This is a genomic window from Williamsia sp. 1135, assembly GCF_002095395.1.
Lineage (GTDB): Bacteria > Actinomycetota > Actinomycetes > Mycobacteriales > Mycobacteriaceae > Williamsia.
Genome location: NZ_MJEI01000087.1, coordinates 61,124 through 86,142, shown reverse-complemented (window position 1 = coordinate 86,142; position 25,019 = coordinate 61,124). Strand labels below are relative to the sequence as shown.

The following is a 25,019-nucleotide window of genomic DNA, read 5'->3' as shown; positions in this document are numbered from 1 at the left end:
GTCTTGTTGCCCGTGGGCCGGACTGTGGTCGAGTCCTGCTTGGCGAGGTCGCGAGCGTGTTCGGCGGAAATGACGCCATGGCCTTCGAGGTAGCCGGGCTCGTCGTCCTCACCATCGAGCGTGGACTGATTCGCGATCGCATGGAGCACAATTTTGACGTCGACCCCACCAATCTGCTGCGTCTTGACCAGCGGCCAGATCTCCGCTTCACAGGGATGCTCGTCGTCCTCATCACACAAGCACGCGAACTCGCGGCCCATCGTGATCGCGAACAACGCATCGGACATCCGCTGAGCCTTCTTGCGCGGATCGCGCCGGCAGGTCGACTTCGCCAACATCTCCAACCGCTTCATGATGATCGCCGTGTGCTCAGCCGACAACGTCGCAGTCAGGCTGCCCATCCCGTTCTGCTCACCCTCGCTCCAGACTCCACGCTTGTCTTTGGCGTCCTTGCGGTCTTCGCGGATCAGGTCCGGATCGCGCCGGAAGATGGTGGCATCGATCATGTCCCGCATAGCCTTGCTCGACCACGACCCCTTGCCGCGCAAACTCTCTGCGATGTCGCGGTCGATGTCGGCAGCATGGTCGGTGCCTTCGATCAAATCCGTGCGAGAGACGATCTTCGGGATGTGATGCCAGGCCACCAGACCATGCTTGAGGGCCAGTGCCACCTTCGGCAACCGGTCCCGCAACGCGAGCGCACAGGTGAGATGACTTTCCGCTGCCGTCTGAGACAGCCGATTCGCCAGAGCCAGGCGGGCTGCGGCCTGGACGTACGCGTCCTGCAGGAAATCATGAGAAGCAACGCTTTCGGCTTCGAGCTGGCGGTGCAGCTCCGCGGCATAGGCGTAGCGGGCCCATTCCAGATAACCCTGCCCGGTCAGCGCCCGCTCGATCGAGGCCAACAAGTCATTGGCCCGCAACGACATCGCCGGCGTTATCCCGGTGATGGAGGGGTCCAGACTCGGCCACGGTTCGAACATACTTGCTAACCTACGGCAGGGGTCTGACACGACAACGACCAAAACAGGCCTACCGCGACCCCAGACCAAGATTCATCTATTCAGATGACGAGGTGTCCTTCGTTCTACTTCTTCTTGGTTCCGGGAAGCACACCAGAGTCTATGACGGCCTTCACGAAAGGCTTGGTGGCAGAGAGCAATTCCTCCGACTTCGGATCACCGGCCCACGCGCCTGCCGCGGCGTCGTCGGTGAGTTCTTCGATGTGGTCGTACAGTTTGCCGCCCGCGGCCGTCATCGCCTCCCCGCTGTCCGTCCGTTCGAGCAGACCTCGTGCAACGAGGCGATCGACGGCAGCGTCCCAGTCCTCGTCGCTCCAGCCGCGAGTGATCATCACCAGCTTCTTACCGAGCGCGCGACGCCGCAGGTTCGGATCTGGATGCGGGGATTCGTGCAACACCAACGCCTCGAGCCGATCCAGACCGGCGATCACCAATGCCGCGATGTGCGCGTCCCCACGCCACTCTCGGATGATCGCGATGGAGTGCCACAACCGCACGTGCGGCTGGGGCGGTGGTGTCGACGCCGCCCACGCTGCGGCCAGTGGTCGTCCACCCATGGGCAGAGTCGCAGCCTTTTCGGCGTAGCGATCGGCCAGCTCATCGAGGGCCGGGTCACCGATCCGGTCGCCGAGTATTGGGCGGAGGGTCTCGTCGAGCATCTGGTAGCGGCGGGAGTCGACCACGTCGAGGCCGACCGCCTTCGCGGCGTCCCAGCCCGGCGTGACGACCGCGGGACTGAAGTTGAAGAACGCTGCCGCGACAACCGCCGCGTCACACGGGCCCAGTGGTGCACCTCGGGCCCCTACGTACCAGCCGTGGAAGTCCAATCCGGTGTCGGCGCAGGCGCCCTTGATCTCGGGGCTGAAGTACGCGAGGACGTGAAACGGCTCGAGGGTCTCGTACGCCGCGCGGGCGAGTGCCCGGTCGGACGCCGAGTACTTGAATGTCATCCGTTCTTCCTACCGGACACGACCGGCTCACCTGAGCGGATCACCGGGTTCCGACCAGTGAGAGCAGCTGCAGCTTTTCATAGCTCTCGGTTCCGGGGACAGCGGTGTAGACCAGAAGCGCATGCGACTGCACGGGATCGAGAAGTGTCTGGCAGGTCAACTCCAGCGCACCGAGTTCGGGATGCATGAACTTCTTCACCTCGTGTGGTCTGATTCCGACCTCATGGGTGTCCCAGACATTGCGGAACTCCTCGCTCTGCGTAAGCAACAGATCGGCCAGGTGCGCTGCGTAGGAATCGGGACCTCTAAGCGTGACCACTCCGCGGAGGCCGGACACCCACATACGGGTGAGGAACGGATGCTCTTCGGGCGCATAGAGCGAACGGCTCGCGGGATCGGTGAACCAGCGATAGCCGATACTGCGGGCAGGGCCGTTGTAGGCGGTCAGGTCCCCGGTGAGCGCAACGCCGAGTGCAGTCTGCCGCAACGTCTCGCCGAGTTCGGTGACTATCTCTGCGGGGGTGTCGTGCAGGCGGTCGAGGATGCGTTGTAGACCGGGGTTGATGTGCTCACTGGCGGGGCCCCGCGTCGGGGGGTGATGTCCGGCGAGCCGGAACAGGTGGTCACGCTCCTCGACCGAGAGGTGCAGGCCCTGCGCGATGGCGGCGATCATCTGCTCGGACGGCTGCGGTCCGGTCTGGCGTTCGATACGCGCGTAGTAGTCGGTCGACATGTGGCAGAGTGACGCCACTTCTTCTCGCCGCAGTCCAGTGGTCCTACGGCGTGATCCGCGCGGGAGGCCCACGTCCTCGGGCTGGAGCGCCTCCCTGCGGCGACGCAGGAAGTCCGCCAGTCCGGTCCGGTCGATGACCATGTCGCCTCCTGGGTTCGTCTTCTTCCTATCGTGCACGCCGCCGCTCATCCACGGCTTCCCGATCAGTGGATAAGCGAGCCCTGCCCACTTCGCCCGCGGTGGACGAACGTGAAAGCACCACCAGACCTCCAGGAGAGACACATGCCACGCACACCCATCGAGATCACCATCCCCGACCTGTCCGGCCAACGCGCCGTCGTGACCGGAGCCAGCGACGGTATCGGGCTCGGCATCGCCAGCAGACTCGCCGCGGCGGGAGCCGAAGTGCTTCTGCCCGTTCGCAATGTACGCAAAGGCGAGGCGGCGATCGCCACGATTCTTCAGAAGCACCCCACTGCGCAGGTCTCACTGCGCGACCTCGACCTGTCGTCGCTCGCGTCCGTCGCCGCTCTCGGCGAGACGCTGCGGGCGGAGGATCGGCCGATCCACATTCTCGTGAACAACGCCGGCGTCATGACCCCGCCTGACCGCCAGACCACCGCCGACGGGTTCGAGATCCAGTTCGGAACCAACCATCTCGGCCACTTCGCACTCACCGCCCACCTGCTGCCGCTCTTGATCGCCGGCCATGCGCGGGTGACGTCGCAGGTCAGCATCGCGGCGAACAGCGGGTCCATCAACTGGGACGACCTGCAGTGGGAACACTCGTACGACGGCATGAAGGCCTACAGCCAATCGAAGATCGCGTTCGGGCTGTTCGGCCTGGAACTCGACCGGCGGAGTCAGGCGAACGGCTGGAACATCACCAGCAACCTCGCTCATCCGGGAATCGCTCCCACAAATCTCCTCGCCGCACGCGCAGAACTCGGCCGCGACAAGGAAACAGTCGGCCGGAGGGTCATCCGGGCCCTCTCCGATCGGCGCATTCTGGTCGGCACGGTCGAAACAGCCCAGCTGCCGGCGCTGTACGCCGCGACCTCTCCCGACGCCGAGCGAGGTGGTCTCTACGGACCGCGTGGGGTCGGGCACGTCGGAGGCGGCCCCGGAAAGCAAAAGCTCTACTCCCGGCTTCGCCACACCGAGGCGGCGACGCGAATCTGGCAGGTCTCTGAAAAGCTCACGACATCGTTCACCTGGTAGATCTCCGCTCTCGTGTTCGCCCTCGATGAACAGCGCTACCTGGCGGAACAAAGCTCCTGGTGCCGAAGTTGAGCCAGACGTACTTAACTTTGGAGGAAACATGACCGAACTCAATCGCCTGCCGGTGTTGTTCCTGACCGATCCCGTCCTGCTTCCCGGCATGGTGGTCCCGGTCGAACTGGATGACGCCGCACGCGCTGCCGTCGACGCTGCGAAAGCCAGCGATGCCGGCAAACTACTGGTCGCTCCACGCCTGGACGACCGCTACCCCGCCTACGGCGTCGTCGCCTCGATCGTGCAGCTGGGCCGGATGGCCGGTGGCCAGTCGGGCGCTGTGCTCAAGGGCGAATCTCGCGCGCACATCGGCTCCGGAACCACCGGCCCCGGCGCTGCTCTCTGGGTCGAGGTCGAGCCCGTCGAAGAAACCGATGTCACCAGCGACGTCCGTGAACTCGCCGCCGAATACAAACAACTGGTGCTGGCAATGCTTCAGCGGCGCGAGGCCTGGCAGGTCATCGACTCGGTGAACAAACTGAGCGACCCCTCGGCCCTGGCCGACACCGCCGGCTACGCCTCGTACCTCACTGACGTACAGAAGCGCGAGATGCTCGAAACCCCCGATGTGGGTGAGCGTCTGCGCACCCTGATCACCTGGACCCGTGACCATCTCGCCGAGGTCGAGGTCAACGACAAGATCGCAGGCGATGTCCGCGACGGCATGGAGAAGACGCAGAAGGAATTCCTGCTGCGTCAGCAACTCGCCGCCATCCGTAAGGAACTCGGCGAGGACGAGCCCGACGGGAGCGACGACTATCGCGCCCGCGTCGAGTCCGCCGAGCTGCCCGACAACGTCCGCGAAGCCGCGATGCGTGAGGTCGGCAAGCTGGAGCGGGCAAGCGACCAGAGTCCCGAAAGCGGCTGGATCCGAACTTGGTTGGACACCGTCCTCGATCTTCCGTGGAACGTCACCACCACCGACTCCACCGACATCAAGGGTGCCCGCGCGATCCTCGATGCCGATCACCACGGTCTCGACGATGTGAAGGATCGCATCGTCGAATACCTCGCGGTTCGTGCCCGTCGGGCTGAGCGTGGCCTGCAGGTCGTCGGCGGACGTGGATCCGGCGCCGTCATGGTGCTGGCCGGTCCTCCCGGCGTCGGTAAGACGTCGCTGGGTGAGAGCGTCGCCCGCGCCCTGGGCCGCAAGTTCGTCCGCGTCGCACTCGGCGGCGTGCGCGACGAGGCCGAGATCCGCGGTCACCGGCGTACCTATGTCGGCGCGCTCCCGGGCCGTATCGTTCGGGCGATCGGCGAGGCGGGCTCGATGAATCCTGTTGTGCTGCTCGATGAAATCGATAAGGTCGGCGCGGACTACCGCGGCGACCCCAGCGCAGCGCTGCTCGAGGTCCTGGATCCCGCGCAAAACCACACGTTCCGCGATCACTACCTCGATCTGGATCTCGACCTGTCAGACGTGGTCTTCCTGGCGACCGCCAACGTGATCGAACAGATCCCGTCGGCCTTGCTCGACCGCATGGAGCTCGTCACCATCGACGGCTACACCGACGACGACAAGGTGGTCATCGCCCGCGACTACCTGCTGCCGCGTCAGCAGGAGCGCGCAGCGATCACCGACGACGAGGTCGATGTCACCGACGATGCACTGCGCAAGATCGCGGCGGACTACACCCGGGAGCCCGGTGTTCGTCAGTTCGAGCGATTCCTCGCCAAGCTGATGCGCAAAGTGACCACTGCCCTGAGTAATTCGTCCAACGGCGCCAAGATCACCGTGGACGAGCCCGATCTGGTCGGTTATCTCGGCAAGCCCCGGTTCACCCCGGATTCGGAAGAGCGGACGGCGGTGCCCGGTGTCGCAACCGGACTCGCAGTCACCGGGCTCGGTGGCGATGTGCTCTACATCGAAGCCGGATCCACGGACGGAGAAGGCCTGGTCCTGACCGGACAGCTCGGCGACGTGATGAAGGAGTCGGCGCAGATCGCACTGAGCTATGTGCGTTCGCACGCAGTCGAATTCGGGATCGATCCGAAGAGTCTCGAGCGGAGCATCCACGTCCACGTTCCGGCCGGTGCCACTCCGAAGGACGGACCGTCCGCGGGTGTCACCATGGTCACCGCACTGGTGTCGATGGCGACCGGACGCAAGGTCCGGGCGGACGTCGCGATGACCGGTGAGGTCACCCTGAACGGCCGCGTGCTGCCGATCGGTGGCGTGAAGCAGAAGCTCCTCGCCGCAGCGCGATCGGGGATGACGACCGTCTTCATTCCGGCACGCAACGAGCCCGATCTCGATGACGTCCCGGCCGAGGTCCTCGAAGCACTGACCGTGCATCCGATGACCGACGTCGCCGACATCATCGCGCAGGCGCTGGAGCCGGTCGAGCAGACTGCGTCCGCCGCGGCCTGACGTTCGACGCGACGACCCCACCGACATCTCGACGGTCGGTGGGGTCGTCGTCTATCGTCCATGGGGTGCCGACTGATCGTCGTAACCGCTTCACCCTCGCTCTCCAGAGGCGAGTGGGCAACCCCGTCGCCAAGCTGTCCCCGTTCCAGACCCTTCTGGAGACGACGGGCCGCAAGTCTGGTGAACCGCGCCGCACGGCGCTCGGCGGGCGCCGGGTCGGCAACGAGTTCTGGCTCGTGTCGGAGTTCGGGACCGGATCGCAGTACATCAAGAACATCCAGGCCGATCGGCACGTCCGGGTGCGCCTGCGCGGCAAGTGGCACACCGGAACCGCGCATCTCTTACCCGACGATGACGCGGCAGCACGGCTCAAGACGCTGCCCTCCCTCAACAGTTTTGGCGTCCGGACGTTTGGTACGAACCTGCTGACCGTCCGCGTCGATCTGGACTGACATGGCCTACGACGAGCATCTCGCCGACCGGATCCGCGAATTGGTCGGCCCCGAGCCCGGGGTGTCCGAGAAGCGGATGTTCGGCGGACTGGCTTTTCTGATCAACGGGCACATGGCCGTTGCCGCCAGCGGTCAAGGCGGACTCATGGTCCGGGTGGACCGCGACGAGCGCGATGCGCTGCTTACGGGCAAATCCGTGTCACCGATGATCATGCGTAACAAAGAGACCCGGGGATGGCTTCGCGTCGACGCCGACGGTCTCAAGACCAAACGACAGCTGCAGACGTGGGTTGCGCGCGGAGTCGAACAGGCCCGGTCGACGCCGTAGAATCGGTGGTCAGGGAGCCTGTTTCCACCAGGCGATCACGTACAGCGCCAGCGACGCGACCAGACCGGCGAGAACCCACAGCACCACGGAGTAGTCGACCCACGATCCGAATGGCGGTGTGCCGGGAAAGATGTTGCGCAGGGGCAGCACAGCGAACAACATCACCGCGAACCACGTGACCATCGGGGGCTGAAATGCCTTGCGGCGACGTACGGTCTGGATCGACACGAAGAGGGTACAGATCGGCAGGACGACAAGCATCACGCACAACGCGAGGTCGAACGTCAGTGACCCGGCAGTCCTCGCCGAGGTGATCGTGAAAGCCTGCCCTTCGGACGGGTCGGTGTCGCCGGCTTCGACGTCCCAGCCGATCAGCGAATCGGTGATCGCTACCTCGGTGGGCAGCGCCGCGTCGTTCGGGCCGTAGGCCTGCACGGCAACCGACTCCGATGTGTAGCTGTCGAAAGGCCAGTGCCGAATGTCGCCGTCGCTGTACAACGTCACCGGCAATGTGCCAGGCCGCGACCCGCTCGAGAACTCGATGTTCGCGGCGGAGACCATCGGCGAGACATCTATCAGCAGATCCTCTTTGAGGTCGCCCCTCGCATCGAGCAGGTCGGGGCCTGGATAGACCGAAACATGACCGCCCACCGAGTAGTCGGCACCGTTCACAGCATCTATGTCCAGATAGATCAGCACCCCGTTCGCTGCCGGTTCACGCGAATCCGAATCGTCGTCGGTGTTTCCCGCGGCGTAGGCCACCAGCACAGCGATGTAGACGATCAGCAAACCGACAACAATTGCCAGACCCTTTATCCACGTTGGCGATTTACCGGTCTCCACCATTTGGTGAGTGTATCGGCTAGAGCTCGAAATAGAGGACGTTGTCGGCCCAGTTGCCATCACCGTTCGATGTGGTGACCACATGCAGGAGGATCGGAGTGAAGCCGCAGTCGAAGGCAGTGGCGACGGACGACTCCCCTGGCTCGAGAGTGCCGAAGGTGTACGGCCACAGCCCGGGCTGGCGCAATGACTCCTAACCCTCACCGAGCCGCTGTCGAAATGTCATCAGATTCCTCCCCACCGTGCCCTCATGCCTGGGTAGGTTACTCGTCAGGTAATACATACGAGGGGAAGATCGAGCATGGGAACAGTTCGGCACAGCTCGCAGGTCAGCGCGCCGCGAGAACGCGCGTTCGCCTACGTCAACGACCACGAGCACGTCCCTGAGTGGATGTTCGGGGTGAAGAAGTTCGACCCGGTCTCGGAGGTCACCTACGGACTCGGCTCCTCTTTCGACGTCGCCATGAACGTGGGCCCGAAGGCGTTGTCCGCCACGGTGGAGGTCACCGAGTTCATCGAGAACGAGTTGATCCGTCTCGAATCGATCAAGGGATTCACCGCGGCAACTGTCTGGCGATTCGCCGACACCGAGAGCGGGACGAACGTGTCTGTGGAATTCTCCTACGAGCTTCCCGGCGGCATCGCCGGGCGCGCGTTGGGCGCGATGATCGAACCTTTTGCAGGACAGGTCATCAAACACACCGATTCATCGCTCAAAGCCAAACTGGACGCGCCCGCCTGACCCGTTTCCTCCCGGGGTCAGGGGACGATGTTCACCATTCGTCCGAGTACGACGATGACCTTGCGGGGTTCGCCGTCGAGGAGCTCGACGATCTTGGGGTCGGCGAGCGCCGCGGCGCGAACCGTTGCCTCATCGGCGTCGGCGGCAACCGTGATCCGGCTCTTGACCTTGCCCTTCACCTGGATCGCATACTCGATGGTGTCGTTGACGAGCCAGACCGGGTCCGGGGTCGGGAAGGGTCCGTGCGCCAGAGACTCCGTGCCGCCCAACCGCTCCCACAGTTCCTCCGCCGCGTGCGGAGCGACCGGCGCCAGCATCAACACCAATGGCTGTACCGCATCTCGCGGCGCACCAGCGGGGTACTGCTTGGTCAGATGATTGGTCAGCTCGATCAACTTCGCGACGGCGGTGTTGTCGCGGAGGTTGCTGTAGTCCTCGCGCACGCCGGCAATCGTCTTGTGCAGCAACCGGTTCGTGTCGTCGACCAGCGCATCGTCGGTGACCCTGGTCGCGCCGGTCTCCTCGTCGACCACCAGCCGCCACGCTCGCTGCAAGAACCGCTGGGCCCCCACGACGTCCTTGGTCGCCCAGGCCCGTGAGGTGTCCAGCGGGCCCATGGACATCTCGTACACCCGTAGGGTGTCGGCGCCGTAGTCGCGGCAGATGTCGTCGGGCGCAACGGAGTTCTTGAGCGACTTGCCCATCTTCCCGTACTCGCGGTTGACCTCGTTGCCCTCGTAGAAGAACTTTCCATCTTCTTCGGTGACCTCTTCGGCCGGCACGTAGATGCCCCGCGAGTCGGTGAACGCGTACGCCTGGATCATGCCCTGGTTGTAGAGCCGGCGGTATGGCTCGGCCGAGGAGACGTGACCGAGGTCGAAGAGCACCTTGTGCCAGAACCGTGAATAGAGCAGGTGCAGCACCGCGTGCTCGACACCACCGACGTAGAGATCGAGTCCACCGGGATCGGTCGGGCCGTGCAGGTCCGGGCGCGGGCCCATCCAGTACGCCTCGTTCTCCTTGGCGCACAATTCCTTCGAGTTCTCGGGGTCGATGTACCGCAGCTGGTACCAGGAGCTACCCGCCCATTGCGGCATCACATTGGTGTCGCGGGTGTAGTCCTTGAGCCCGTCGCCCAGGTCGAGTTCGACGTTGACCCAGTCGGTCGCCTTCGCCAGCGGCGGTGACGGCTCACTGTCCGCGTCGTCGGGATCGAACGAGATCGGCGCGTAGTCGACGACATCCGGGAGCTCCACCGGCAGCATCGAGTCCGGGATCGAATGTGGCGCTCCCGCAGCGTCATAGACGATGGGGAACGGCTCGCCCCAGTACCGCTGCCGAGCGAACAACCAATCCCGCAGCTTGTATTGGATCGTGCCGCGGCCGGAGCCCTCTGATTCCAGCTTCTCGATGATCGCGACCTTGGCGTCGTCGACGGACTTGCCGGTCAAGAATCCGGAGTTCACCAAAGGTCCGTCACCCGAGTACGCCTGTTCGGCGACGCCCTGCTCGGATCCGATCACCTCGATGATCGGGAGCCTGAAGGCGGTGGCGAACTCGTAGTCGCGGCCGTCGTGAGCGGGCACGGCCATGATCGCACCCGTGCCGTAGCCGATGAGCACGTAGTCGGCGATGAACACGGGAACCTGCTCGCCGTTCACAGGATTCGTCGCGTAACTCCCGGTGAAGACGCCGGTCTTCTCCTTGTTCTCCTGACGCTCGAGATCCGACTTGGCGGCGATGGTCTCGCGATACTTCGCCACGGCGGCCGCGGGTGTCGCGGCGCCGAAGGTCCACAGCGAGTCGACGTCGTCGGGCCACGCCGCAGTCGTGAGCTTGTCGACCAACTCGTGCTCGGGGGCGAGCACCATGTACGACGCACCGAACAGCGTGTCGGGGCGGGTGGTGAAGACCTCGATGGGCCCGGCCGGGGAATCGAACGAGACCTGCGCACCCCGGGATCGGCCGATCCAGTTGCGCTGCATGGTCTTGACCTTCTCGGGCCAGTCCAGCAGGTCCAGGTCGTCGAGGAGCCGATCGCTGTAGGCGGTGATCCGCATCATCCACTGCCGCAGGTGTTTCCGGAACACCGGAAAGTTGCCGCGGTCACTGCGGCCGTCGGCGGTGACCTCTTCGTTGGCCAGCACGGTGCCCAGCCCCGGGCACCAGTTGACGAGGGAGTCGCTCTGGTAGACGAGCCGATATTCGTCGATGACATCGGCTCGGGCAGCCTGGTCGAGGTCCGCCCAGACCCTGCCGTCGGCCAGAGTCCTTGTTCCCGAATCGAGTTCGGCGATCAGCTCCGGGATGCGGCGGGCCTTGCCCTGCTCGGCGTCGTACCAGGCGTTGTAGATCTGCAGAAAGATCCACTGGGTCCAGTGATAGAACTCGACATCGGTGGTGGCAACCCGGCGACGCTCGTCGTGCCCTAGGCCGAGGCGGCGGATCTGCTCCAGATACCGCTCGATGTTGGCCTCTGTGGTTGTGCGCGGATGGGTACCGGTCTGTACCGCGTACTGCTCGGCGGGCAAGCCGAACGAGTCGAAGCCCATCGTGTGCAGGACGTTGTGGCCGTTCATCCGGTGGAAGCGCGCATAGACATCCGTGGCGATGAAGCCCAGCGGGTGCCCGACGTGCAGGCCCGAGCCCGACGGGTACGGGAACATGTCCTGGACGAACAGCTTGGCGTCGGGTCCGGCGAACTCCGAGAGGTCGCCGGCCAGCTCACCGACGGGGTTGGGTGCTTCGAAGGTGCGCCGCTCGGTCCAGTTCCGCTGCCAGCGCTCCTCGATCTGCCCCGCGAGCTGCGCCGTATAACGGTGCTGCGGGGAATCGTCAGGGCCAGGAGTCGTCGAACCAGTCACTTGACCAGCGTAAAGCGTTGCTCGCGAGCCCCACACCGCGGCCTGCGCAGTGCTGATTTGCACCGGGCTCGTATCCTGTTCTGGTGACCGTTGCTGCCCTGATCTTCGCCGCTCTCGCGCTGGTGCTGGCGCTGGTCTGCCTGACCGCAGGCGTCCTCGGAACCCTGTCCCGGCTGCCGCGAAATCGCTGGCTCGGCGTCCGGTCGGCCGAAACACTGCAGAGCGATGACGCGTTCGTCCTCGCCAACCGCGTGGCAGGACCGGGCGTCATCTGCGCCGGCGTGGTGCTGGCCATGGGCGCGGCCCTGGCTGCAGCACTCGGCGACGGAGTCGGTCTGATCGTCGCCCTTGCCGCCATCACCGTCGGCATCGGCATTGCAGGCGTGGTGGGTTCCCTCGCCATCCGTGCCGCAGTCGTCGCCGCACCCGACCCGGCGTCCGACTGCGGCGTCTCCGGAGGATGCACCAGTTGCTCGCTGCAGAGCATGTGTGTGACCGAGGACAGCGCCGCAGGCCCGAAGGCCTGACGCCTCACTCCTTGTTGGTGGCTTTCCGTAGCCGCTCGATGTGCTCGGAAGCCTCGGCTTTCGTGAGGTCGGCCGTGATCGTCTCGCCCGCGTCGCGAGCCAGGGTGTCCAGGTAACTACGCTGCGCCCCGGTCATCGGCTCATCCCCGGTCACCCAGTCGTCAGGATCCTTCTCGGTCGTGTTGCCCGCGCCTGCGCCCAGGACCTCACCCGTATCGGGTTCCGCCGAACTGCCATTCTCCGAATCTTTGTTCGATGTCATGTCGTCGGTCTACCCAGAACTTCAGGGAACCAATCGCGACACCGGCAGATTGATGAAACTCGGCGCGTTCGGGTCGAGCTGGATGTGTTCGGGCTTGAGTTCCGACTCGTTCAGGAGTGGCCGCAGTGGCAGCCCCTTGGGGAAGTTCATCGCGAACACGTCGACGCGTAGCCGATGCCCGGGTTTGATCAGCGCATCCGTGGCCAGCAGACCGACGTCCAGTTGCACCGGCTGACCGGGGACCACCGGCTGACGGGTCTCCAGGGTCAGCGAGTTCACCGGGTCGACCACATCACCGTTCGGTGCGTAGCCGGTCTTCTCCTCATCGAGTGCGCGCAGCGACGCCATCACCTGACCGGAGGTCAGCACCGTCGAGGTGCCGTCGGGTGCCACATCGTTCAGCGTCGCCGTCCAGTAACCGTCCGTGGCGTCCATGACCGTGTTCAGGTGCAGGTTCACCGGACCACTCACAGTCGTCGCCGTCGTCACCGGCGCCGTGGTGAACGTCAGCGCATTGGACTCGGCGATCCGGGCATCATCGGCGCAGAAGGAGAACACCCCGACGATCCCCGCGGTCTGCTGGGCGGCGTCCCGTGAGCACAGCGTCGTCAGGCCTGGTGCGATCGTCAACCGGCCACGGCTGTTCGATGGCGCCGTGGACAGAGACCCGTCGCGCACGGCGTGCGGCGCGGTGCCGCTGGCCCGGTCGGACAGGTACAGCCGCTGGTTCTCCATCCCCGGCTGCGGGAAGTCCGCGGCGGTGATCCACCCGTTGCCCTGCTGGTAAAGCGTGGCCGGACCGTAGTTCTCGATCCCGTTGTCGATGCCCTTGAGCCACTTGTCGAACCAGGCCTGCTGCAACACATCCAGCCGAGGCGGATAGCCCGGCTCACCGAATCTGGTGCCCGGATTGATGTGGTACGTCGGGCCCATGATCAGTTGCTTCTTGCCGCCGGAGAGCGGGATGTTGTCGAACATCCGCCACTCGCTGTTGGTGAACAGGTCGTGCCAGCCGCCGTAGATCATGGTCGGCACCTTGATGTTCTGGGCGTAGTCCTGCCACCCGGTGCGTTCTGCCGAACTCTCGTCGAGCAGATTCATCGTCCGGGGCGGCAGTTCACCGATACTGGGGGCAGTCAGCGCGTCGAGCAGCTGAGGTGCGAAGACCGCCGGATCGGACAGTCGCGACGACAGCCACTTCCAGTCGAAGGTGCCATCGAGCATCGACCCCACGTCCGGCACGAACTTCAGCCCGTTGACCAGGGTCAGCCACAACGGCAGGAACCCGAAGCCGAGTGCGCCACCGGGAGCGACGATGTCGCGGATCAGGTCACCACCCGGCTCCACCGGGAAGATCGCCTTGAGCGCTTCGGGGTTCTTGTTGGCGGCGTGGATCTGGTTGATCGCCGAGTAAGAGATACCGCTCATACCCAGCTTGCCGTCGGACCACTTCTGTTTCGCGGCCCAGTCGATGACCTCGAGGGTGTCCTGCTGTTCCCGCGCCCGGAAGACATCCCAGACACCTTGGGAGAAGCCGGTGCCGCGAACGTCCACGACCACCTGGGTATAGCCGGAGCGGACGAGTTTCGAGTCGACCGAGAAGGCCTGTACGCCGCCACCTTTGAGCGCCTGGATGAGATCGGCGAGACCGTCGATCGGTGTGCCCGAGAAGTTCAGCAGATCGGCGAGCTGGATGGCCAGCGGTCCGAGCACCGGGTTGGACAGCGCCGCCTCGGCGACCGCGGAGACCAGTTTGGTGTACGGCGTCATATTGAGGATCACCGGCGTCTTGGTGTCGACCGGGCGCCCGGCTGCATCAGCGGGCCGGTAGATGTTCGCCTTGAGCACGGTGCCGTCGCTCATCGTGATCGGGACGTCCCACTGCACGTGGGTTCCCGGGTATTGCAAATTGGTGTCGTGCTCAGCGATCCAGCGCTCACCATCGGCGCCTCCGCTCGGATCTGCCACCGCGGCAACAGGATTGATCAATCCCGCTGTCAACGCCAGTGACATCGCCCCTGCGACAATCCCCACGAACCGAACCGAAAGCCTCATCGACTCCCCCTCTGATGCACCCCGACCCCCAGCATCGCCGATGAGACGACGCTCACAACTGCTGAGGAAGAGTAACAGGCTCACAACAAGGTGTGAACGGGACGTCAGTTTCTCTCGAGTTCGATCGGGTGGGTCGAGAGCAGCGGCAGCGGCCACGGCTGGCGGCGCAACACCTGCGACCACAGGTCCATCTCCGCCGGGGCGAGGACGTCGTCGGGTAGCGAGGGCGCCACGATCCAGCTACCGGTCCTCAATTCGTCGCCCAGCTGCCCGATCCCCCAGCCCGCGTACCCCGCAAAGATCCGGACGCCCGACAGTGCCTCCGTCAGGTCCTCGGCGTCGGCGTCCAGGTCGACCAGTACGACCCGGCCCTCGACGTGGCGAAGTGCCGGTAGATGACCGATGCTCACCCCCGGCCGGACCACTCCCAGACACAGAGCCGAGTCCTGCTTCACCGGACCGCCCACGAAGATCGCCTTCGGCCGCGCCGCGGTGTCGGTCCACGCGGGCAACAGATTGTGCACGGCCGTCTGACTCATCCGGTTGAGGACGACGCCGAGACTGCCCGCGTCGTTGTGCTCGATGATGTAAATCACCGTGCGCCGAAAGGTCGGCTCGGCCAGATCCGTCGAGGCCATGAGCAAGCTGCCTGCAGACACCTCGATTGAACTGGGTGACATCGCTTCATCATGTCACGGTCAAGGGCGATTTTCGCGTGCGCACTTCGGCCGCGGCGGCACGCCGTGGCCGCAAGGTTTGTACGCTGGTCATGGTGAACGTAGAACCGACCGCGGCGGCCTCTGGGCTGCCCTCCTGCTCCGGTAGCCATCGCCTGCCGCTGCGGCAGTTCGTGCGGTCGTTTCGCCATTCACCGGGACTTTTCCGGTTGCTCTCGGTGCGTCTCGGCAGTCAGTTCACCGATGGCCTCTTCCAGGCCGCGCTCGGGGGTGCGATTCTGTTCAACCCCGAGCGTCATGCCGATCCCATGGCCGTGGCCGGAGGGATGGCAGTGCTGCTGCTCCCCTACTCGGTGATCGGTCCGTTCGCCGGCGCCCTGCTCGACCACTGGGACCGACGCACGGTGCTCGTCTGGGCCAACGTGTTGCGTGCGGTGTTGGTCTCCCTGGTCGCCCTGGTGATCGCAACCGGCGCCAATGACACCGGCGTCCTGATCGCGGCACTGGCCGTCACCGGCGCGAGCCGGTTCGTGGCGTCAGGCCTGTCCGCTGGTCTGCCACATGTCATCGAACGCGATCTGCTGGTCGGGATGAACTCCTTCTTCACCACCATCGGGGCCGGCGCGCTCGCTCTCGGTGCGGGCGGCGCGCTGGCGTTGCGCGAGATCTTCGGGTCGAACAATTCCGGTAGCGCCGCAACAGTCATGGGGGCCGTGGTCGTCGCGTTGGCCGCCGCCGCGATCGCCCACCGGTTCGAGCCCCTGCAACTCGGACCAGATCATCCCGACGTCGTCGGCAAGGTCACCCCGCAGCATCCGAGCGGGTCCGCTTTTCGTGCGGTCACGGTAGGCCTCGGGCACGGCGCCCGCGCGGTGTGGCAGGCCCCGCCCGTCGCCGCCGCGCTCGCCGGGGTCGGGGCGCACCGATTGGTGTTCGGGTTCAACACCCTGATGCTGCTGGTCCTCACCAAGAACTCGACGCTCGGCGGAGGTCTGTCCGGATTCGGCCTGGTCGCAGCCATGACCGCGGTCGGAATGTTGTTCGCGGCGCTCCTCACCCCCTTCCTCGTCGCCCGGTTCGGACGTAGACGAGCGGTCGTCTCCGCATTGGCGGTGGGCGTCGTCGCACAGCTGACCCTGTGGAGCTTCAACGGCATCGTGATCTGTGTGGCCGCTGCGGTGCTGGGACTGATCGGCCAGGTGTGCAAGCTCTGCGGCGACGCCGCCATGCAGATGGATGTCGCGGACGCCCGGCGCGGCCAAGCGTTCTCGTTCCAGGACGCGCTGTTCAACTTCGCGTTTGTCGGAGCGATCACCGTCGGCGCACTGACCATCGCCGACGACGGGCGCTCACCGGGCCTGGTCGTCGCAGGTGCGGCCATCTACGCGATCGCCATCGTTGTCGTAGGACTGATCCATAATCGCGAGGAAGCGACCGTCCCAGACGCCGAGCATCCAGGAGACCGCCATGCGATACGGAATCGTCTTTCCCAAGGGTGACGCCGCCGATTTCGCAACAATGGCGGTCGCGGCCGAGGACGCGGGCTGGGATGCGGTGTTCGGCTGGGAGGCGCTCTGGGGCAACGACCCGTGGATATCCCTGACCGCCGCAGCGATGCGCACCGAACGCATCGGGCTCGGCACGATGTTGACCCCTGTACCGCGGCGCAAGCCGTGGGATCTCGCGTCCACCACTGCGACTCTCGATCGGCTCAGCGGCGGGCGGGTGATCCTCGGCGTCGGGATGGGTGCTCTGCACCCGGGCTGGCTGGCGTTCGAACGCGACCAGGGCCGCAAGACCCGTGCAGAGTTGTTCGACGAGGGTCTCGACGTACTGTTCGGGCTCTGGGCCGGACAGCCGTTCGAGTATTCGGGCAAGCATTACCAGGTGCAACCCACCGATTTCGAACTCCCCGACCCCATCGTCTCCACGCCCCGGATCACCACCTGGTGTGTAGGACTGCAGGGCGCGCGCAAGTCAATGGCGAGGGCGGCCCGCTGCGACGGACTGCTGCCGAACTTCCGGAACACCGACGGCTCGATGCCGGACGGCCCGGTCACGGTCGGGGTGGACCAGTGGGCGAGCATCGCGGCCGAGATCCGTGGGCTGCGCGAGGAGCTCGGTTTCACGGGAAACTACGACATCGTCTTCGAGGGCACCTCCGACCTCTCCGATCGCGACGGCGAACGTCGGAAGGCCGCGCAGCTCGCGGATGCCGGCATCACCTGGTGGCTCGATTCCGACTGGGAGGCCCGGCCGGCCGATCCCATCGCGTATCAACTCGAGCGCATCAAAGCCAGCCCACCCACCTTCTGACCAGTCGGCACAGAGCCGGTCAACGAGCAAACGGATCCCGGTAGAGGTAGTGACTCGTCGGCACCGTGTCGATGTTCTGATCCGCCCCGAACGCGCCGGTGCTCGTAAGCATCCGGGTCATCCGGTCGGTCAGCTCTTCGTCGTCCGCGGCGCCGAAGAAGGCGTGTACATCGTGCACCGCCTCGATGGGGAAGAACTCCTCGACGATCGCGTCCACCGACGGCGCATCCGGGGTCAGCGACCGGACGACCGCGTTCTGGACGTAGCCGAACGTCGCCTGGGTATCGATCGCGATCGGAGTGTGGTCGTGGTGCCAGCGCCTGCGCCATGACGCCTCGTCAAGGTCGGCCGGTCGGCGGATGAAGGCCAGATTCGACAACCCCGGGGTGCGCTCCCCGGGGTCGACACGAGGCACGGCAGCGGTACCGATTCCGTCACCAGATACGCCGAAACATGACCATATGAACTGCCCAGAAGGTCGATGAGTTCCGCGATCGGCTGCCCGTAGTGTTGCTCCGCCCAGACGCTGACCACGGCGACAATCGGCGGATCGAGGGTTGTCAGCGTCATTTTAGAACCGGATACCAGATTATCTCGGACGTTGATCGCGACGCCCTCAAAGCGCATCTCGGACCCTTGTTTACGCAGGTCAGAGCACCATTCTGCAGTCGGTACCGAACCCCTGACAGCGAGCATGACCTTCTCCACGTGAGTGACCTTAGCCGCTGACATAGCGACAAAAGGGCTATTCACCTGGCACTATGGTCCGCATGCGCAATCGTGATGAGGTGTCTGAGTTCGCAATCGAGCTCAATAGGCTCTGTGCGTCCCGCTGGCCAGGTGGCTCTCGGACGGCAAACGCAGAGATCGCCGACTGGGTCACGGCCGAAACCGGCCGGACCATCGATCGGCAGTTCGTGTGGCGGATCCGCAAGGGGCGCGTGATGAAAGTGGACGGCGCCGTGCGTGACGCCATCTGCTCGTTCTTCGGTGTCTCCAAAGACCATTTCTCCTCGAGTCCCCGGACCCTTGGTGAAGAGGTTCAGGCAGCGATCGAAGAGACCGGATTGCAGGTTGCGGGTCTGCGTGCCGATCAACTGTCCTCGACCGGACGGGCCGAACTGGTCACCTTGCTTCGCGAGGTGAGCCGGGTACTCGAGGCCGAGAAGAGCGTCGGACAATGATGACCCGCCAGAAGATGTTTCGGCTCGCCGCTGCCATCTCCCCCGAGGGTGACTGGTCGTGGGAGGCGTTCGAGATCCGGCTTGCCAAGGAACTCGGTTGCCCTGTCCGTTGCATCACTTCTGACAGTCTCAACTCGGGCGAGGTGACCGGCGCGGCATTGCGGACCAGTCGCGGTACCGCCATCATCGTCATCCCGGCGAACGTGTCCAAGGCCCACAGCATTCACATCGCGGCGCATGAGGCCTGGCATCTGCTCGCCGGTCACGAGGGTTGCGATCAGAACTCGCGGCGAGAAGCCCAGTCGGAGGCATTCGCCACGACGGTCGGCACCCTCGCCGAAGGCCGTGGTAGCCAGCCTCGTAACAACCGTGCCTTGACTGCTGCGTTCGGAGCTGTTGGCATCGTGGCATGAGAGATGCGCTCGGCGCGCTTGCCTGGACCGGCGTGGTCCTGGCGGCGCTGGTGGCGCTGCGCGGCGGGTGGTACCGCCACGCGACCACCATTTCATTCGGCGTGTGCATGGCGTTCTACTCCCTCACCGGCGAGAACTACATCAGCCTCATCCCCCTCGGCGGTGTGCGCGAACCTCTGAGCACCTCGGAGCGCATCTGGGGCGCAACGTCGGCCGTCATCGCCGGTTGCGCCCTGATGGGCGCTCTGATGGCCATCCGTCGCAAGAGCCGTGATCCCGACGGCGACGAGTGGACCGACCCCGATCTGCACCAGCGCTTGATGATGCTCGTCCTCGGGGCTGCGGGCTCGGTGGCGATCATCAATCTCACGTTGGTGCACTCGAACTTTCCTCCCAGCGCTGATTTCCTCGCGGACTACGGGAACGTCTTCAACGTGGTGCTCTACGAGGCCGTCTTCTCGATCTGGATCGGGCTGCCGGCAGGCTTCCTCGCCTGGACCGTCGTGCGGTCCGAACTGGGCAAGTTGCGCTTCGTCGTCGGGGTGGGTGGCATCTTCGCCGTTGCCTGGTCCGCGTGGAAGATCATCGGGACGGGCCTCGTCTGGGCCGCGGACATCCACGTCGCCGAGAACAGTCCGATCAGTGTGACCCTGGGTCTGCTCGCCCTCAGCTTCTGCATGGTCGGGACGCTGCTGCTGGGACTCGAGGCGGCATTCCGCGTATGGCGCGCCGGCCGCACCTATCGCACCGCACGCGCGCTGGAGGATCGGCGCCTGCGACACCGCACCGCCGGCGAGGAAGCGGCCTGATTCACAGCACGAACCCCGGCTGCCCCACCGAGATGGCACCGTCGGCAGTCCCATCGAGATCGCTGTCGACGAGGACCTGATCGAGCCGCGAGTCCATGTCGGTGTCGAGGTACAACCGCCCACCGGATCGCATCAACACGATTTCGGCGAGGCCATCAGAATCCCGATCGCACACCCTGTCGTCGGTACCGCCGTCACCGGCGACGTCCACACCCGCGCAGGATCCGTGGACATCCGTCGTGGCCGGACTGGTGTGCTGCTCCCCCATCGGATCGCTCCAGCGCAGATCATCGTCTCCCTGCTCGAGCTCCCGACCCCACACCCCCGAACCATCGTCGGTGAACCAGGCGTCGAGCCGACCATCGTCGTCGAGATCCAGGACGCTGCAGTCGGCGCGCCCGTCTGCGTCGCGGTCCCACATCGCGTCGTCGAGGCGCCCGTCACCGTCGAAGTCGATCCTGACCGCGTCGAGACCACCCGACCCGAGGGTCAGATCCGGCGGCGAGATCCACGAGTGGGTCGTACCGTTCCCCGATCCGAAGACGTACTCGATTGTCGGCTCCATGCCGGATATGACGGCGACATCGGGTGTCTCGGTTCCATCGGGTGCCTTCGCGGTAGCGTGAGAGCCGACAAGCACTCAGGTGGGGTCACCAGCCCAGGAGGTTCTACGGATGTACGTGAGCGAGCTCGGTGACCTCTGGCATCGCGCCCGTACCGAGCCGGTGAGCATCCACCTGGACTCGGCATCGGCATCACGTTCGTCGAAGCGGGTGATCGAGACCATCACATCGCACCTGTGGCGCGAGGCCGAGCGCGGTGCGTATGTCGCCGAGGAACAGATCGCCGAATCGCTCGACAGATGCCGCCGTGACATCGCCGAGCTGGTCGGTCATCAGGCGAGCGAGCTCGCCTTTCGAGAGTCCGCCAAGGCGGCGCTGCGAGCCCTGCTCACCCACTGGAACCTGCCCATCTCCGCGTCGGTGTGGGTCGCCAAGAACGAGTTCGGGCCGAACCTCGACGAGTTCGAGCGTCGCGGTTACGCGGTGCATACGATCCCGTCGGCGGATGTCTACGGGCACGTCGACACCGACGCGCTCGAGAACATGCTGCAGTTCGAGCAACCCGACTTCATCCACATCTGCCACATCGGGTCGCACAGCGGTGTGGTGCAACCGGTCTCGAAGATCGTCGACCTCGCCCGCGCTGCGGGTGTTCCTGTGGTCGTCGACGTCGCGCAGGCACTGGGCCAACGGGACTGCGCATCAGGAGCCGACGTGGTCTACGGGACGAGCCGCAAATGGCTGGCCGGACCCCGCGGCGTCGGCTTCCTCGCCGTGCGGGCCGATTCGGTCCGGCCGGTCGAGGTCGAGAGCTCCGAGGCCTTCATCGCCGGGCGGCTCGGGCTCGGCGTCGCGATCCAGGAACTCCAGAGTTTCGGGCCGGCGCGGGTCAACCGTGAGCTCGCCACGATCGGACAGTTCACCAGGGAACGGCTGACCGGTATCGGCAGCTGGGAGGTGCTCGAGCCCATCGATGAGCCGTCCGCGATCGTCACGCTGGCACCGCCGCCCGGCTGGGAGGCGGGTGACGTGCTGGCGGCGCGGAACAAGCTGCGGTCCATCGGCATCCTGGTCACCTGCGCCGATCCTTGGCGGGCACCCCTGAGTTCGGAACAGACGGTGCTCAGGATCTCCCCGCACCTCGACGTCCAGCGGTCGCACCTCGATACGCTGGCCAACGAATTGCGCGGAATGGGTTACTGATTGCGCTTCTTCTCGGCCCGCACCAGTCCCCCACCGATGATCAACCGCTGAATCTCGCTGGTGCCCTCGTAGAGCCGCAGTAGCCGCGCGTCACGGTAGATCCTCTCCACCACAACACCGTTCATGTACCCCGCGCCGCCGTGGATCTGTACGGCCAGGTCGGCGACGTTGCCGAGCATCTCGGTACAGAAGACCTTCGCCACCGACGGCGCGATTCTCCTGTCTTCGTCGGCAACCCACTTCCGGGCGGCCTCGGCCACGAGCGCCCGGCCGGCCATCACCCCGGTCTGCTGGTCGGCGAGCATGGCCTGCACGAGCTGGAAGTCGCCGATTGCCTTGCCGCCCTGCGTCGTCAGCGCCGCATGGCGGACCGATTCGTCCAGCGCACGTTGTGCCTGACCGACCGCGACCGCGGCGATGTGGATCCGGCCGCGGGCCAGGATGGTCATCGCGGCCCGGTAACCCACGTCGGGATCGCCTCCCACCAATGCGGACCCGTCCACCCGCACCTCGTCGAAGTACACCTCCGCCGTCTGTGATCCGGACTGGCCCATCTTCTTGTCCGTGGGACCGACCCTGACCCCCTCGGCGTCGGCGGGGACGAGGAAGACCGCGATGCCCGGCCCGCCGGAGTCGGCGTCGCGGTAACGGGCGAAGACCACGAACAAGTCCGCGGACGGCGCGTTGGTGATGTAACGCTTGGACCCGCTGATTATCCAATCATCCTTGTCGGCAACGGCTTTCGTACGTAGACCCGCCGGGTTTGACCCCGCGCCGTCCTCCGTGAGCGCGAACGACGCGACCACCTCCCCCGAGGCGATCCGCGCCAGCCAAAGCTGCTTCTGCTCGGCTGTACCGAACTCGACCAGGACCTGGCCGGCGATGCCGTTGTTGGTTCCGAACATCGAGCGCACCGCGAGTGAGGTGTAGCCGAGCTCCAGAGCCAATGCCACATCCTGCTCGAGGTCCAGTCCGAGGCCGCCCCATTGCTGCGGGATGGCGAACCCGAACAGGCCCATGTCCTTGATCGCTTCGCGCAGATCGTCGGGAATGGCATCTGCGTCGGCGATCTCCTGTTCACGGGGAATCACCTGCTCGCGGACAAAGCTGCGCGTGGCGGCCACGATGTCGGCGAGATCGTCGGCACTGACTTCACTCATGAGAGCCCACACTAACCGCACGCACGGCGGTTCGGCTCGACGTTGCTCAGGCCGATGTCTCGGCGGCACCGTCGAGGATCTGCGCGACGGCTCCGGCCGCGAGGTCGGCGTCGCCTGGCACCAAACCGATCCGCGTACGTCGGGCCAAGATGTCCGAGACCGTGCACGCACCCTCGTGGGTGATCGCGAACTCGATCTCCGCGCGCGTGACGTCGATACCGGGGGCGATGAGTGCGGCCGGACGATCCGTGGTGGCGACAGCCATGACGTGCTCCGATTCCCCACCGAAACGTGCGATCAACGACGGCGGCAGCGCCGAATCGACTGCGGCGCCGGAGGCACCGATCAGGGGAAGGTTTGCGGTGATACACGGTCCGGCAGGCACTCCGGACCGCGTGAGGGCGACGTCCACGGCCTGCTCGGCCATCTGCCGGTATGTCGTGAGCTTGCCCCCGACCACGGTGATCATGCCGCCGGTGTACGCGACGAGGTGCTTGCGGGACAGGTCCGATGTGCTCATCTCGACGCCTGCGCCGACCTGGTCCACCAACGGACGCAGGCCCGAGAAGACCCCGAGGATGTCCGATCGATCCAGTGGCCGGGCCAGTGCCTTGTTGATCGTCTCGAGGAGCATGTCGATCTCGGCCTCGGTGGGCCGTGGTTCATCGGGTATCGGTCCGGGCGCATCCTCATCGGTCAGTCCGATGAACACGCGGCCGAGTTGTTGCGGCAACGCGAAGACGAACCGGCTGATGCTGCCGGCCACCGGCACGGTCAGCGCGCCGGTCGGATTCCCCAGTGCCTGCGCGGAGACCACGAGATGTGTTCCGCGACTGGGGCGCAGCGTGATCGACCGGTCGACCTGCCCGGCCCACACCCCGGTTGCGTTGATCACCGACCGGGCCTTGACGGCGACCCGGCGTCCGGTCCTGACATCTGTCAGCGTGGCGCCGTCACCGGTCACCTCGGTGGCGCGGGTGTACGTGAGAATGATCGCGCCGTGTGCGGCAGCGGTGCGGGCCACCGCCACCACCAGCCGGGCATCGTCGACGAGCTGGCCATCGGCCGCCAGTACGGCCGAGCGCAGCCCGTCCCTGCGCAGACCCGGAACGAGTTCGGCCGCCTTCTCCCCCGAGACCGTCCGGGACCGGGGAAGCAGCTCGGCCGACGTCTTCGCATTGTGGCGCAACAGGTCTCCGGCGAACATGCCGGCACGGGTCACGAGCCTGCCCAGTACCGGGCTGCCCGTGAAGACGGGCAGCACCTGTGTCATCGGACGTACCAGATGTGGTGCGATGTCGGTCATGATCCGGTGCCGCTCGACCGCGGATTCGTGCGCGATCCCCACGTTGCCGCTGGCCAGGTAACGCAGGCCTCCGTGCACCAGTTTGCTGCTCCACCGGCTGGTCCCGAAAGCCAGATCCTGGGCCTCGACCAGCGCCACCGACAGTCCCCGGGATGCGGCGTCGAGCGCGACGCCGACACCGGTGATCCCGCCGCCGACGACAAGGACGTCCAACGGCTCTGTGCGAGAGGCCAACTCGGCGAGCTCGCGGCCACGCCGCGACGCGTTCAGCGCACCGTCGGCGACATCCTCCGGTTCGAGGGTCACGACTGGATCCTGAGGTAGGACATGAGCGCGTATCGCAACTCGGTGGTCCACCGGTCACCGAGGATGGGAGCGACCAGGGCATGCGACTGAATTGCCGACTGGCTGATCAGCAGCACCATCGCGGCCAGCTGGTCCGGCCTACCCGGGCGGATGTCGCCGCGCTCCTGCCCCTCGCCGATGGCCCATTCGATCATCGCCAGCAACATCTGCTGGCTCGTGCCCAGGCGCACCGAGACGTATTGCGCCAGGGCCGTGGCGGGTTCCCGCCACAGCACAGCGAACAGCGCATTCTCCTGCAGGCCCTGGGCGACGTCGACGAAGCGGTCGACCTGCTCTTCCAGCGTGCTGCCACGTTCCGGCACCGAGGCCAGCACCTCGGCCATCTCACGATTGAGGAGTTCGCCGGTCAGTGACTGCACATCCGGCCAGCGTCGGTACACCGTCGGCCTGCTGACGCCGGCGACCCTGGCCACCTCCGCGAGGGCGATCTTGCCGCCCTCTGCGCGCAACATGCAGCTACGGGCTGCGTCGAGCACGCGGTCGGTGATGTTCGTCGTGTCGGATTCACGAGAACTCAGTTCAGGACTATCGTTACGGATTGACATGTTATGTAAAACTGTAACGCATGAGCGCCGATTACCCCCAGCACGTACTGCCA

The 25,019-nt window shown here is 65.5% G+C and carries 25 protein-coding genes and 1 pseudogene; 12 read left to right on the top strand and 14 right to left on the bottom strand.

Annotated elements, in window-relative coordinates; all coding sequences use genetic code 11:
- The 3 genes from BFL43_RS11460 to BFL43_RS11450 form a co-directional block, all read right to left on the bottom strand.
- The coding region (locus BFL43_RS11460; protein ID WP_143695266.1) for a DUF222 domain-containing protein at positions 1-983 on the bottom strand (983 nt) is incomplete at its 3' end.
- Positions 984-1,087: 104 nt separating this feature from the next.
- Positions 1,088-1,972 (bottom strand): hypothetical protein, encoded by an 885-nt coding sequence (locus tag BFL43_RS11455; RefSeq protein ID WP_084892669.1) that lies wholly within the window; start codon positions 1,970-1,972, stop codon positions 1,088-1,090.
- Positions 1,973-2,012: 40 nt separating this feature from the next.
- Positions 2,013-2,846, bottom strand: coding sequence for a helix-turn-helix transcriptional regulator (locus BFL43_RS11450; protein ID WP_084892679.1), 834 nt, complete (start codon positions 2,844-2,846; stop codon positions 2,013-2,015).
- A gap of 141 nt (positions 2,847-2,987) precedes the next feature.
- On the opposite strand from BFL43_RS11450, the gene BFL43_RS11445 reads away from it, so the two are divergent.
- The 4 genes from BFL43_RS11445 to BFL43_RS11430 all read left to right on the top strand — a co-directional run bounded on the left by BFL43_RS11445 (position 2,988) and on the right by BFL43_RS11430 (position 7,131).
- A complete protein-coding gene (locus BFL43_RS11445) occupies positions 2,988-3,926 on the top strand; it encodes an SDR family oxidoreductase (protein WP_084892668.1) in 939 nt (312 codons plus the stop codon).
- Between the two features lie 100 nt (positions 3,927-4,026).
- Complete coding sequence (lon, locus tag BFL43_RS11440; protein ID WP_084892667.1) at positions 4,027-6,351, top strand: endopeptidase La; 2,325 nt, start codon at positions 4,027-4,029, stop codon at positions 6,349-6,351.
- 65 nt (positions 6,352-6,416) lie between these two features.
- On the top strand, positions 6,417-6,803 hold the full coding sequence (locus BFL43_RS11435; RefSeq protein ID WP_084892666.1) for a nitroreductase/quinone reductase family protein: 387 nt from the start codon (positions 6,417-6,419) through the stop codon (positions 6,801-6,803).
- A 1-nt stretch (position 6,804) separates the two neighbouring features.
- Entirely contained in the window at positions 6,805-7,131 is a 327-nt protein-coding gene (locus BFL43_RS11430) for a TfoX/Sxy family protein (RefSeq protein WP_084892665.1), read from the top strand.
- 9 nt (positions 7,132-7,140) lie between these two features.
- On the opposite strand, the gene BFL43_RS11425 is transcribed toward BFL43_RS11430, so the two are convergent.
- Together BFL43_RS11425 and BFL43_RS28930 are read right to left on the bottom strand one after the other, a co-directional pair.
- Positions 7,141-7,977, bottom strand: coding sequence for a DUF4436 family protein (locus BFL43_RS11425; RefSeq protein WP_084892664.1), 837 nt, complete (start codon positions 7,975-7,977; stop codon positions 7,141-7,143).
- A gap of 16 nt (positions 7,978-7,993) precedes the next feature.
- Positions 7,994-8,161 (bottom strand): hypothetical protein, encoded by a 168-nt coding sequence (locus tag BFL43_RS28930; RefSeq protein ID WP_168176613.1) that lies wholly within the window; start codon positions 8,159-8,161, stop codon positions 7,994-7,996.
- Positions 8,162-8,275: 114 nt separating this feature from the next.
- Here BFL43_RS28930 and BFL43_RS11420 point away from each other — a divergent pair, with 114 nt between their 5' ends.
- A complete protein-coding gene (locus BFL43_RS11420) occupies positions 8,276-8,716 on the top strand; it encodes an SRPBCC family protein (protein WP_084892663.1) in 441 nt (146 codons plus the stop codon).
- Between the two features lie 17 nt (positions 8,717-8,733).
- On the opposite strand, the gene leuS is transcribed toward BFL43_RS11420, so the two are convergent.
- Positions 8,734-11,580, bottom strand: coding sequence for a leucine--tRNA ligase (gene leuS, locus BFL43_RS11415; RefSeq protein ID WP_206186654.1), 2,847 nt, complete (start codon positions 11,578-11,580; stop codon positions 8,734-8,736).
- Between the two features lie 83 nt (positions 11,581-11,663).
- On the opposite strand from leuS, the gene BFL43_RS11410 reads away from it, so the two are divergent.
- Positions 11,664-12,107: an SdpI family protein gene (locus BFL43_RS11410; RefSeq protein ID WP_084892662.1), complete on the top strand. Its 444-nt coding sequence runs from the start codon at positions 11,664-11,666 to the stop codon at positions 12,105-12,107.
- A 4-nt stretch (positions 12,108-12,111) separates the two neighbouring features.
- On the opposite strand, the gene BFL43_RS11405 is transcribed toward BFL43_RS11410, so the two are convergent.
- The 3 genes from BFL43_RS11405 to BFL43_RS11395 form a co-directional block, all read right to left on the bottom strand.
- Positions 12,112-12,369, bottom strand: coding sequence for a DUF3072 domain-containing protein (locus tag BFL43_RS11405; protein ID WP_084892661.1), 258 nt, complete (start codon positions 12,367-12,369; stop codon positions 12,112-12,114).
- A gap of 21 nt (positions 12,370-12,390) precedes the next feature.
- A complete protein-coding gene (locus tag BFL43_RS11400) occupies positions 12,391-14,424 on the bottom strand; it encodes a CocE/NonD family hydrolase (RefSeq protein ID WP_084892660.1) in 2,034 nt (677 codons plus the stop codon).
- A 104-nt stretch (positions 14,425-14,528) separates the two neighbouring features.
- Entirely contained in the window at positions 14,529-15,104 is a 576-nt protein-coding gene (locus BFL43_RS11395) for a YqgE/AlgH family protein (protein WP_084892659.1), read from the bottom strand.
- 89 nt (positions 15,105-15,193) lie between these two features.
- Between BFL43_RS11395 and BFL43_RS11390 the strand changes: the two genes are divergently transcribed.
- Together BFL43_RS11390 and BFL43_RS11385 are read left to right on the top strand one after the other, a co-directional pair.
- Positions 15,194-16,600 carry an MFS transporter gene (locus BFL43_RS11390; RefSeq protein ID WP_143695265.1) on the top strand — a complete coding sequence of 469 codons (1,407 nt, stop codon included), beginning with the start codon at positions 15,194-15,196 and terminating at the stop codon, positions 16,598-16,600.
- Complete coding sequence (locus tag BFL43_RS11385; RefSeq protein ID WP_084892658.1) at positions 16,569-17,417, top strand: LLM class flavin-dependent oxidoreductase; 849 nt, start codon at positions 16,569-16,571, stop codon at positions 17,415-17,417. Before BFL43_RS11390 ends, BFL43_RS11385 begins: the two co-directional genes overlap by 32 nt.
- 19 nt (positions 17,418-17,436) lie before the next feature.
- On the opposite strand, the pseudogene BFL43_RS11380 reads toward BFL43_RS11385, so the two are convergent.
- Positions 17,437-18,125: pseudogene (locus tag BFL43_RS11380) on the bottom strand (EthD domain-containing protein).
- Between the two features lie 80 nt (positions 18,126-18,205).
- Between BFL43_RS11380 and BFL43_RS11375 the strand changes: the two are divergent.
- Genes BFL43_RS11375 through BFL43_RS11365 form a run of 3 tightly spaced genes read left to right on the top strand, consistent with a single transcriptional unit; the run spans position 18,206 to position 19,823 of the window.
- Positions 18,206-18,601, top strand: a complete 396-nt coding sequence (locus tag BFL43_RS11375) for a hypothetical protein (protein ID WP_168176612.1) — start codon at positions 18,206-18,208, stop codon at positions 18,599-18,601.
- Positions 18,598-19,014 (top strand): hypothetical protein, encoded by a 417-nt coding sequence (locus BFL43_RS11370; protein WP_084892657.1) that lies wholly within the window; start codon positions 18,598-18,600, stop codon positions 19,012-19,014. The genes BFL43_RS11375 and BFL43_RS11370 overlap by 4 nt, the downstream gene beginning before the upstream one ends.
- Positions 19,011-19,823 carry a hypothetical protein gene (locus tag BFL43_RS11365; protein WP_084892656.1) on the top strand — a complete coding sequence of 271 codons (813 nt, stop codon included), beginning with the start codon at positions 19,011-19,013 and terminating at the stop codon, positions 19,821-19,823. The genes BFL43_RS11370 and BFL43_RS11365 overlap by 4 nt, the downstream gene beginning before the upstream one ends.
- Position 19,824: 1 nt before the next feature.
- On the opposite strand, the gene BFL43_RS11360 is transcribed toward BFL43_RS11365, so the two are convergent.
- Positions 19,825-20,388 (bottom strand): hypothetical protein, encoded by a 564-nt coding sequence (locus BFL43_RS11360; protein WP_084892655.1) that lies wholly within the window; start codon positions 20,386-20,388, stop codon positions 19,825-19,827.
- A 109-nt stretch (positions 20,389-20,497) separates the two neighbouring features.
- Here BFL43_RS11360 and BFL43_RS11355 point away from each other — a divergent pair, with 109 nt between their 5' ends.
- Complete coding sequence (locus BFL43_RS11355) at positions 20,498-21,589, top strand: aminotransferase class V-fold PLP-dependent enzyme (RefSeq protein ID WP_084892654.1); 1,092 nt, start codon at positions 20,498-20,500, stop codon at positions 21,587-21,589.
- On the opposite strand, the gene BFL43_RS11350 is transcribed toward BFL43_RS11355, so the two are convergent.
- From BFL43_RS11350 to BFL43_RS11340, 3 genes are read right to left on the bottom strand one after another with little or no spacing between them, the layout of a single operon-like run.
- Complete coding sequence (locus tag BFL43_RS11350; RefSeq protein WP_084892653.1) at positions 21,583-22,749, bottom strand: acyl-CoA dehydrogenase family protein; 1,167 nt, start codon at positions 22,747-22,749, stop codon at positions 21,583-21,585. The genes BFL43_RS11355 and BFL43_RS11350 overlap by 7 nt on opposite strands.
- 46 nt (positions 22,750-22,795) lie before the next feature.
- A complete protein-coding gene (locus BFL43_RS11345; RefSeq protein WP_206186653.1) occupies positions 22,796-24,361 on the bottom strand; it encodes a glycerol-3-phosphate dehydrogenase/oxidase in 1,566 nt (521 codons plus the stop codon).
- Complete coding sequence (locus BFL43_RS11340) at positions 24,358-24,966, bottom strand: TetR/AcrR family transcriptional regulator (RefSeq protein WP_084892651.1); 609 nt, start codon at positions 24,964-24,966, stop codon at positions 24,358-24,360. The genes BFL43_RS11345 and BFL43_RS11340 overlap by 4 nt, the downstream gene beginning before the upstream one ends.
- Positions 24,967-25,019 lie beyond the last annotated feature (53 nt).

Bases quoted from the DNA above. Each gene is read 5' to 3' on its own strand.
- BFL43_RS11350 (WP_084892653.1), bottom strand. From the start codon at position 22,749: ATGAGTGAAGTCAGTGCCGACGATCTCGCCGACATCGTGGCCGCCACG.
- BFL43_RS11405 (WP_084892661.1), bottom strand. From the start codon at position 12,369: ATGACATCGAACAAAGATTCGGAGAATGGCAGTTCGGCGGAACCCGAT.
- BFL43_RS11395 (WP_084892659.1), bottom strand. From the start codon at position 15,104: ATGTCACCCAGTTCAATCGAGGTGTCTGCAGGCAGCTTGCTCATGGCC.
- BFL43_RS11385 (WP_084892658.1), top strand. From the start codon at position 16,569: ATGCGATACGGAATCGTCTTTCCCAAGGGTGACGCCGCCGATTTCGCA.
- BFL43_RS11400 (WP_084892660.1), bottom strand. From the start codon at position 14,424: ATGAGGCTTTCGGTTCGGTTCGTGGGGATTGTCGCAGGGGCGATGTCA.
- lon (WP_084892667.1), top strand. From the start codon at position 4,027: ATGACCGAACTCAATCGCCTGCCGGTGTTGTTCCTGACCGATCCCGTC.
- BFL43_RS11390 (WP_143695265.1), top strand. From the start codon at position 15,194: ATGGTGAACGTAGAACCGACCGCGGCGGCCTCTGGGCTGCCCTCCTGC.
- BFL43_RS11340 (WP_084892651.1), bottom strand. From the start codon at position 24,966: ATGTCAATCCGTAACGATAGTCCTGAACTGAGTTCTCGTGAATCCGAC.
- BFL43_RS11445 (WP_084892668.1), top strand. From the start codon at position 2,988: ATGCCACGCACACCCATCGAGATCACCATCCCCGACCTGTCCGGCCAA.
- BFL43_RS11420 (WP_084892663.1), top strand. From the start codon at position 8,276: ATGGGAACAGTTCGGCACAGCTCGCAGGTCAGCGCGCCGCGAGAACGC.
- BFL43_RS11425 (WP_084892664.1), bottom strand. From the start codon at position 7,977: ATGGTGGAGACCGGTAAATCGCCAACGTGGATAAAGGGTCTGGCAATT.
- BFL43_RS11355 (WP_084892654.1), top strand. From the start codon at position 20,498: ATGTACGTGAGCGAGCTCGGTGACCTCTGGCATCGCGCCCGTACCGAG.
- BFL43_RS11365 (WP_084892656.1), top strand. From the start codon at position 19,011: ATGAGAGATGCGCTCGGCGCGCTTGCCTGGACCGGCGTGGTCCTGGCG.
- BFL43_RS11360 (WP_084892655.1), bottom strand. From the start codon at position 20,388: ATGGAGCCGACAATCGAGTACGTCTTCGGATCGGGGAACGGTACGACC.
- BFL43_RS11370 (WP_084892657.1), top strand. From the start codon at position 18,598: ATGATGACCCGCCAGAAGATGTTTCGGCTCGCCGCTGCCATCTCCCCC.
- BFL43_RS11455 (WP_084892669.1), bottom strand. From the start codon at position 1,972: ATGACATTCAAGTACTCGGCGTCCGACCGGGCACTCGCCCGCGCGGCG.
- BFL43_RS11430 (WP_084892665.1), top strand. From the start codon at position 6,805: ATGGCCTACGACGAGCATCTCGCCGACCGGATCCGCGAATTGGTCGGC.
- BFL43_RS11450 (WP_084892679.1), bottom strand. From the start codon at position 2,846: ATGGTCATCGACCGGACCGGACTGGCGGACTTCCTGCGTCGCCGCAGG.